General features: G+C 69.0%; 6 protein-coding genes, 1 other RNA gene and 1 pseudogene. 3 read left to right on the top strand and 5 right to left on the bottom strand.

The window, feature by feature from the left end:
- Window positions 1-1,278, bottom strand: a 1,278-nt coding sequence (locus FCU40_RS21950) for a DNA polymerase III subunit gamma/tau (protein ID WP_168077878.1), incomplete at its 3' end; no start/stop codon positions are given.
- 87 nt (window positions 1,279-1,365) lie between these two features.
- Window positions 1,366-1,463: signal recognition particle sRNA small type (gene ffs, locus FCU40_RS21945), an RNA gene on the bottom strand.
- Between the two features lie 93 nt (window positions 1,464-1,556).
- Here ffs and nudC point away from each other — a divergent pair.
- Complete coding sequence (gene nudC / locus FCU40_RS21940; RefSeq protein ID WP_168077876.1) at window positions 1,557-2,495, top strand: NAD(+) diphosphatase; 939 nt, start codon at window positions 1,557-1,559, stop codon at window positions 2,493-2,495.
- 132 nt (window positions 2,496-2,627) lie between these two features.
- Here the strand turns inward: nudC and FCU40_RS21935 are convergent, their stop codons facing one another.
- Window positions 2,628-4,082, bottom strand: coding sequence for an AMP nucleosidase (locus FCU40_RS21935; RefSeq protein WP_168077875.1), 1,455 nt, complete (start codon window positions 4,080-4,082; stop codon window positions 2,628-2,630).
- A 310-nt stretch (window positions 4,083-4,392) separates the two neighbouring features.
- On the opposite strand from FCU40_RS21935, the gene FCU40_RS21930 reads away from it, so the two are divergent.
- Both FCU40_RS21930 and FCU40_RS21925 read left to right on the top strand, forming a co-directional pair.
- Complete coding sequence (locus FCU40_RS21930; protein ID WP_004615777.1) at window positions 4,393-5,640, top strand: dicarboxylate/amino acid:cation symporter; 1,248 nt, start codon at window positions 4,393-4,395, stop codon at window positions 5,638-5,640.
- Window positions 5,641-5,790: 150 nt separating this feature from the next.
- Window positions 5,791-6,207: a DUF6491 family protein gene (locus FCU40_RS21925; protein ID WP_168077873.1), complete on the top strand. Its 417-nt coding sequence runs from the start codon at window positions 5,791-5,793 to the stop codon at window positions 6,205-6,207.
- A gap of 3 nt (window positions 6,208-6,210) precedes the next feature.
- Here the strand turns inward: FCU40_RS21925 and FCU40_RS21920 are convergent, their stop codons facing one another.
- Window positions 6,211-7,086 (bottom strand): 2-dehydropantoate 2-reductase, encoded by an 876-nt coding sequence (locus FCU40_RS21920; protein WP_168077872.1) that lies wholly within the window; start codon window positions 7,084-7,086, stop codon window positions 6,211-6,213.
- 53 nt (window positions 7,087-7,139) lie between these two features.
- Window positions 7,140-7,453, bottom strand: a pseudogene (locus FCU40_RS21915) (hypothetical protein); the annotation flags it as partial.

The raw sequence follows: 7,453 nt of genomic DNA, 5'->3' as shown, positions 1-7,453 counted from the left end.
CGCCTCCTCCGGACCGGGCAGGTCGGCGGCGTAGCACAGGCGGATCAGGGCCATCTCGGCGGCGGCCATGGCGTCGGGCGCGCGGCGCACTTCCTCGTGGGCCTTCAGCAGCATCTGCCACAGGCGCGACAGCGTGCCGGCCGAGGTGTGCGCGCCGATCGCGGCCAGGCGCGCGGCCTGCTCCTTGGGCATCGACAGGGCGTCGGGCCCCAGGGCCTTCGACACCGCCGCGCCGTGGCAGTGGTCCAGGACGTCGAGCATCACCACCGCCGGATCGGCGCCGAAGCCCCAAAGGGCGCGGAAACCTTCCAGCGCGTCCTTGGTCTTGCCGGCCATGACGTTCTCGAACAGGGCGATGGTCTGGCCGCGGTCGGCCAGGCCCAGCATGTCGCGGACCACCGCGGCGGTGACCGTGGCCCCCCGATCGGTCTGGACGATGGCCTGGTCCAGCAGCGACAGGCCGTCGCGCACCGAGCCCTCGGCCGCGCGGGCGATCAGGGCCAGGGCGTCCATCTCGATCCGCGCCCCCTCCTTGGCCGAGATGCGGTCGAAGTGCTTGACCAGCACGTCGGGCTCGACCCGGCGCAGGTCGAAGCGCTGGGTGCGCGACAGGATCGTCACCGGCACCTTGCGGATCTCGGTGGTGGCGAAGATGAACTTGGCGTGCGGCGGCGGCTCTTCCAGCGTCTTCAGCAGCGCGTTGAACGCCGCCGTCGACAGCATGTGCACTTCGTCGATGATGTAGACCTTGTAGCGCGCCTCGACCGGGGCGTAGCGCACGCCATCCAGGAGCTCGCGCATCTCGTCGACCTTGGTGCGGCTGGCGGCGTCGAGTTCCAGCACGTCCATGTGCCGGCCCTCGATGATGGCGCGGCAGTGATAGCCCTCCGTGGTCAGGTCGACCGAGGGGCCCTTGACCGTGTCGGTCTCGTAGTTCAGCGCGCGGGCCAGCAGGCGCGCGGTCGTGGTCTTGCCGACGCCCCGCACGCCGGTGAGCATGAAGGCGTGGGCGATGCGGCCGGTTGCGAACGCATTCGCCAATGTGCGGACCATGGCCTCCTGGCCGATCAGGTCCTCGAAGGTGCGCGGGCGGTACTTCCGCGCCAGCACGGTATAGGCGTCGCCGGTTTCGGGCGGCGGATCCTGGACGACGGGGCGCGACACGGGGACGGGCGCGGGCGCGTCGCCGAAGATGTCGGCGGTGTTCTCGTCGCGTTCAGCGGGAGCCTCATCCCACGGCGGCGCGGAATCGGTCGAGAGGTCGTCGTGGTCGGCCATGGCGCGGAGTGTAGTAGGGCGGAGCACGCAGCAAAAGCCTCACGCCCGTTCGCGCGCGCATCCGCTGACAGATTTAGGGGAAAGGGAAGGTGGAGACCGGACAGCGACCCAGAGGTGATCTCGTTGTGGCTGCTGCCTCTCGGCCCTGACCAGGTTGGCGAGGCTTCCGTCCGCGCCGATCTCCGAGGCCTATATCGCGACTCATCGCGACGGATGCAAGCCGCATGACGTTCATGCGACGTCGTGACGAACAAACACGGTCGCGCTAGACACGCCGTATGTCCCTCTCGATCATCACCAACACCTTCGCCGGCAACCCCCTGAACCGCGCCAGCGAGCGCCGCGGCGACGAGGCCTGGCTGGCCGAGAAGCTGGCCGACCCCGAGTCGCTGGCGGTCGCGCTGTGGAACGGAAAGCCCCTGGTCGAGGACCTGCTGGGCGACGACGGCAAGCCGAAGGGCGTGCAGATCGCCTATCTGCGCGCCGACCTGGCCCAGGACCTGGCCGGCGGCCATGAGCGGCTGCTGTTCCTCGGTCTCTGGAAGGACATCGCGGTCTTCGCCGTCGACATCGACACGGCCGCCGATCCGTCCGAGGGGCCGCTGCAGGGCCTCGGCCGGTTCGAGGAGCTGCGCGGCGTGGCCGCCGCCATGCCGCCGGCCGACGCCGGCATCCTGGCCACCGCCAAGTCGATGTTCGAATGGCGCCGCCGCCACCGCTGGTGCAGCAACTGCGGCCAGAAGAGCGAGGTCGCCGACGGCGGCTGGAAACGCGTCTGCCCCGCGTGCGAGGCCGAGCACTTCCCGCGCACCGACCCGGTGGTGATCATGCTGGCCCTGCACGAGGGCAAATGCCTGCTGGGACGCCAGGCGGCCTGGCCCAAGGGCATGTTCTCGGCCCTGGCCGGCTTCCTCGAGCCGGGCGAGACCATCGAGGAAGCCTGCGCCCGCGAGCTAAAGGAAGAGGCGGGGCTGACCGCCGTCGCGGTCCGCTATCACTCCAGCCAGCCCTGGCCCTGGCCCTCGTCGCTGATGATGGGCCTGACGGCCGATGTCGACGGCGGCGACGCCGCGCCCGACCAGACCGAGCTGGAAGAGGTGCGCTGGTTCTCGAAGGAAGAGGCGGCGCAGCTGATCAAGGGCGAGCTGGAAGGCCTGTTCGCCCCCCCGCCCCTGGCCATCGCGCACCAGCTGATCAAGAGCTGGGCGGAGGGGTAGATCCTCCCCCGCGTCGCGGGGGAGGTGGCCCAAAGGGCCGGAGGGGGCCAGTTGGACGTGGGCCGGGTTCGCCCCCTCAGTCGGCTCCGCCGACAGCTCCCCCGCACTGCGGGGGAGCATCTAACACCGAGCTCATCTAAACGGCGGTTCGTCGAAGGCCCGCAGTTTCCGCGAGTGCAGGTTCGGGCCCTCGGCGTGCAGCAGCTTGCAGGTCAGGATGCCGATCTGCAGGTGCTGGCTGATGGCGCGCTCGTAGAAGGCGTTGGCCTGGCCGGGCAGCTTGATTTCGCCGTGCAGGGGCTTGTCCGACACGCAGAGCAGCGTCCCGTAGGGCACCCGGAAGCGATAGCCCTGGGCGGCGATGGTCGCGCTTTCCATGTCGATCGCCACGGCCCGGCTCTGGTTGAAGCGCAGGGCCGACAGGCTGTGGCGCAGTTCCCAGTTGCGGTCGTCGGTGGTGACGACCGTGCCGGTGCGCAGGCGCTTCTTCAGTTCGCCGCCGCTGTCGCCGCTGATCGCCTTGGCCGCGTCGTAGAGGGCGCGCTGCACCTCGGCGATCGAGGGGACCGGGATCTCGGGCGGCAGCACCGCGTCCAAGACGTGGTCGTCGCGCAGATAGGCGTGAGCCAGGACGTAGTCGCCGATGGTCTGGGTGTCGCGCAGGCCGCCGCAGTGGCCGATCATCAGCCAGGCCTGCGGCCGCAGCACCGCCAGGTGATCGCAGATCGTCTTGGCGTTGGACGGACCGACGCCGATATTGACCAGGGTCACGCCCGCGCCGCCCGGGGCCATCAGGTGGTAGGCCGGCATCTGGTGCTTGCGCCAGGTCGACTCGGCCACCGCCAGCTCCGGATTGGCCGTGTTGGCGGTGATCGTCAGGCCGCCCGAGCAGGACAGGGCCGTGTAGGGGCTGCCGTCCGCCTTCAGCTGCTCGATGCCCCAGCGCACGAACTCGTCGACATAGCGATGATAGTTCGTGAACAGAATGAACTGCTGCACGTCCTCGGCCGGCGCGCCGGTGTAGTGCTTCAGACGGGCCAGCGAGAAGTCGGTGCGCAGGCCGTCGAACAGCGACAGCGGATGGGTCTCCTCAAGCGCCGGGCTCCAGACGCCGTCGGCGATCTCGTCGCCGATGAAGGCCAGGTCCGTGGTCGGGAAGAAGCGGGCGATATCCTCGCTGCGGACGTCGGCCTGGTTCAGGTCGATCGAGGCGTCCAGCACGTAGGGATAGGGGATTTCCTGCCGCGAGCGCTCGATCTCGATCTCGACGTCGAAGTCGTCCATCAGCAGGGTCAGCTGCTCGACCAGATAGTCCTTGAACTGGGCCGGCTTGGTGACGGTGGTGGCGTAGACGCCGGGCCGGCTGACGCGGGCGTAGGACCGGGCCAGCTTGGGCGGCAGGGCCTCGGGATCGTAGGTCAGCCTCAGCTCGGGATAGGCGAAGCTGCCGTCGAACCGCGCCTGCGGGTCGGGCCGAGTTCCGTTTTCGAGATAGGCGCGGAGGGCGTCGCGGAGAGCGCCGACGGCGCGTTCGTATTCGTCATTGAGCCGTTCGACGACGGCGATTGCTTTTTCTTGGTTTGACATGGGGCCTTATAGCGACGTTTCACGACATTGGCGAGACACCGGCCCCACGAAGTAGAAAAACTTCTTACTTAGTGTCCGATGAGGGCGTCCGGCGGTCCCGCGTCTCTGGAATTATGAGCCCATTTCGCCGGCCTGGCTCGCCCTGGCCCGGCGTCGCCGCCTCAACAGGCATGGACGAACCCGCTTTCGTCCGCCACAAGGGCGGAAATGCTCAAGGAAGGCGCGAATGGCGGCGCGGGCGCTGTCGCGCGTCGATCCTTCCGACCACCAGTACGCCGTCGACGCCCGGCAGAGGGCGCCAGGGGGATTCATGAATAAACGTTTCGCCTTTCTGATCGTCCTGGCCATGGTGCTGGGCGTCGCGGTCGGTTGGGGGTGCAACCAGTATCTCGACGCGGCCGGCGCCAAGAAGGCGGCCGAGTTGGCGTCGCTGCTGCCCTATGTCTTCCTGCGCCTGATCAAGATGATCATCGCGCCGCTGGTCTTCACCACCCTGGTGGCCGGCATCGCCCACATGGAGGACGCCGCCGCCGTCGGGCGCGTCGGCGTCAAGGCCCTCTCCTGGTTCATCGTCGCCTCGATCCTGTCGCTGCTGATCGGCATCGGCATGTTCCATCTGCTGGACCCGGCCCACGGCGTCGTCCTGAAAGAAGCCGCCGGGGCCGGCGCGCCGCCATCGGCCGAGGGCGCCTTCACGATCAAGAGCTTCATCGACCACCTGATCCCGGCCTCGCTGTTCGAGGCGATGGCCAAGAACGAGATCCTGCAGATCGTCGTCTTCTCGGTGTTCGTCGGCACCGCCGTCGCCACCCTGGACAACAAGGCCCCGGCCGTCATGCAGGTGACCGAGCAGGCCGCCTCGATCATGCTGAAGGTCACGGGCTTCGTGATGTCGCTGGCCCCGCTGGCCATCTTCGGCGCCCTGGCCAACACCGTCGCCAAGGAAGGCCTGTCGATCATCGGCGTCTACGCCAAGTTCATCGGCGCCTTCTACGCGGGCCTGGGCACGCTGTGGCTGCTGCTGTTCCTGGCCGCCCTGGCCTTCCTCGGACGCCGCGCCATCCCGCTGTTCGGCTTCATCCGCACGCCGGCCCTGCTGGCCTTCTCGACCGCCAGCTCCGAAGCGGCCTATCCGCGCCTGCTGGATGGCCTGCCCACCCTGGGCGTGCGCCGCAAGATCGTCAGCTTCGTCCTGCCGCTGGGATACTCGTTCAATCTCGACGGCTCGATGATGTACTGCACCTTCGCCACCCTGTTCATCACGGCGGTGCACGGCGTCCACCTGACCGTCGAGCAACAGGCCTCGATGCTGCTGCTGCTGATGGTCACGTCCAAGGGCATGGCCGGCGTGCCGCGCGCCTCGCTGGTGGTGATCATGGCCACCCTGACCTATTTCGGCCTGCCTGAGGGCTGGATCGCGCTGGTGCTCGGCGTCGACCACCTGCTGGACATGGGCCGCAGCGCCACCAACGTCGTCGGCAACAGCGTCGCCGCCGCCGTGGTCGCCAAGTGGGAAGGCGAGCTGGACCCAGCTCCGGCCGAGCCCGCCAAGGCCTGACACCCGGTCTTGGGATACGCCGCCAACGGCCCGCCTTTCCGTCGAGGGGCGGGCCGTTTTCGTGTATAGTTCTTTCTGTACGCCGCGCGCTTGACTCCGCCTCGCCCAAGGCCAATCTCAAGCGTTGGGGGCTTTGAAGGACGACGTGTCATGAGCAAGATCACCCACTCCGCGCGCGCCGCGCTGATCGGGCTCGCCATCGCGGGCCTCTCGGGTCTGGCCGCCTCGGCCCAGGACGCCGCTCCGGCGCCGGCCAAGCCCGTCCGCCAATGCTTCTACCTGTCCGACTGGCGCGGCTGGACCGCCCCGGACAAGAACACCCTCTACATGAAGGTGCGCGGCCGGGACGTCTATCGCGTCGACCTGGCCTGGGGCTCCAACCAGCTGACCTGGCCGGGCAGCCACCTCGTCTCGGTGGTGCGCGGCAGCGACAGCATTTGCCAGCCGCTGGACCTGGACCTGCGGGTCTCGGACGGCATGGGCTTCGCCGTCCCGATCCGCGCCAAGGCGATCACCAAGCTGACGCCCGACGAGATCAAGGCGATCCCGAAGAAGTACCAGCCGTAGGGCTCAGCCCGCCGCCGCGTTCAGCAAGGCCACGATCATCGCATTGGCCGGCGTCGGGATGCCGTGCGCCGCGCCCCTGCGGACAATGACGCCGTTGCGGGCGTCCAATTCCATCGGCCGGCCCGCCTGACGATCGGCCAGCAGTGAGTTGACCAAGTCAGAGGGCCCGGCGCGATAGCCGTTCACGACCTGATCGCCGAGGTCATCGGCCAGGGTCGCGCCCTCGGCCCGCCCCACCGCCACGCACTCCGCGACCAGGGCCTTCATCACCTGGGCCGCGCCAGGATCGTGGGCGACGCCCGAGGGCTTCAGCGTCATGGCGTTGACCGCCCCAGCCGCGTTCAGCGCCAGCTTGCGCCAAGCGACCGACACGAAGTCGTCCGTCGTCCCCACGTCGATGGGACAGCCGGCGAACAACGCGGCGAAGGCCTTGCCCGCCTCGCCCTCGGGAACCCGGATCCAGCCGTAGCGTCGCTGGCGGAACACGCCGGGCGCGGACCGTTCGGCCGGGAAGTCGACGATCACCGGCAGGAGATTGGCGGCGTCGACCCGGCCGGCGAACGCTTCGCGGTGCTCGACGCCGTTGCGGATCACCGCCACGCGCGTCCGTGGTCCCACCAGCGCGGCCAGCCAGGGCGCGGCGCCGGCATCGTCATAGGCCTTCGTCGCCACGAGCACCCAATCGACCGGCGACAGGCCCCGCGGCGAGGTCGCGATGCGCGGCCGGGCCGTAATCTCCCCATCGGGGGTTTCGACGGTCAGGGTCTCAAACGGGGTACGCGCGCAGACGGTCAGGTCCAGGTCCCCCCGCTGGGCCAACCAAGCCGCAAGGGTTCCGCCGATGGCGCCGGGGCCAATCAGGGCGACGTTGGGGCTCATAAAGAAAACTCCGACCGTGCGCTCCTTACTAGGCCGCCGAGGCGACACGGTCACTACCGCTTGTGGACGCCGGCCTCGGGCGTGAAGAAGCTGCCTTGCAGCGGGATGTAGCAAGGGGTCTTGCCCAGGCGCACCATGCCCTGGCGGTCCTTCTCCTTCGCGCCGGCTCCGAAGGTCACCGAGCATTTCAGGACCTGCAAGGCGCCAGGGCTCGCGCCGCCGGCCCTGGCGCTGGCCTGGGATCGGCTGGACGGTCCGGCCGCGGCGAGCTCGTCGTAATAGGCCCGCTTCTCCGGATCCATCGGCGCGGCGTAGCGGGGGCCGTTGGCGGCGACCGCGCCGAGCCGTTCCTCGCAGGCCTCGCGCT

It is taken from the genome of Caulobacter sp. SSI4214 (assembly GCF_012184455.1).
In the GTDB taxonomy this organism is placed as follows: Bacteria; Pseudomonadota; Alphaproteobacteria; order Caulobacterales; family Caulobacteraceae; genus Caulobacter; species Caulobacter vibrioides_E.
The sequence above is the reverse complement of the archived record's forward strand: the minus strand, read 5'-3'. Positions and strand labels throughout refer to the sequence as shown.

Coding starts and splice junctions, on each gene's coding strand:
- nudC (WP_168077876.1), top strand. CDS start 1,557: ATGTCCCTCTCGATCATCACCAACACCTTCGCCGGCAACCCCCTGAAC.
- FCU40_RS21935 (WP_168077875.1), bottom strand. CDS start 4,082: ATGTCAAACCAAGAAAAAGCAATCGCCGTCGTCGAACGGCTCAATGAC.
- FCU40_RS21930 (WP_004615777.1), top strand. CDS start 4,393: ATGAATAAACGTTTCGCCTTTCTGATCGTCCTGGCCATGGTGCTGGGC.
- FCU40_RS21925 (WP_168077873.1), top strand. CDS start 5,791: ATGAGCAAGATCACCCACTCCGCGCGCGCCGCGCTGATCGGGCTCGCC.
- FCU40_RS21920 (WP_168077872.1), bottom strand. CDS start 7,086: ATGAGCCCCAACGTCGCCCTGATTGGCCCCGGCGCCATCGGCGGAACC.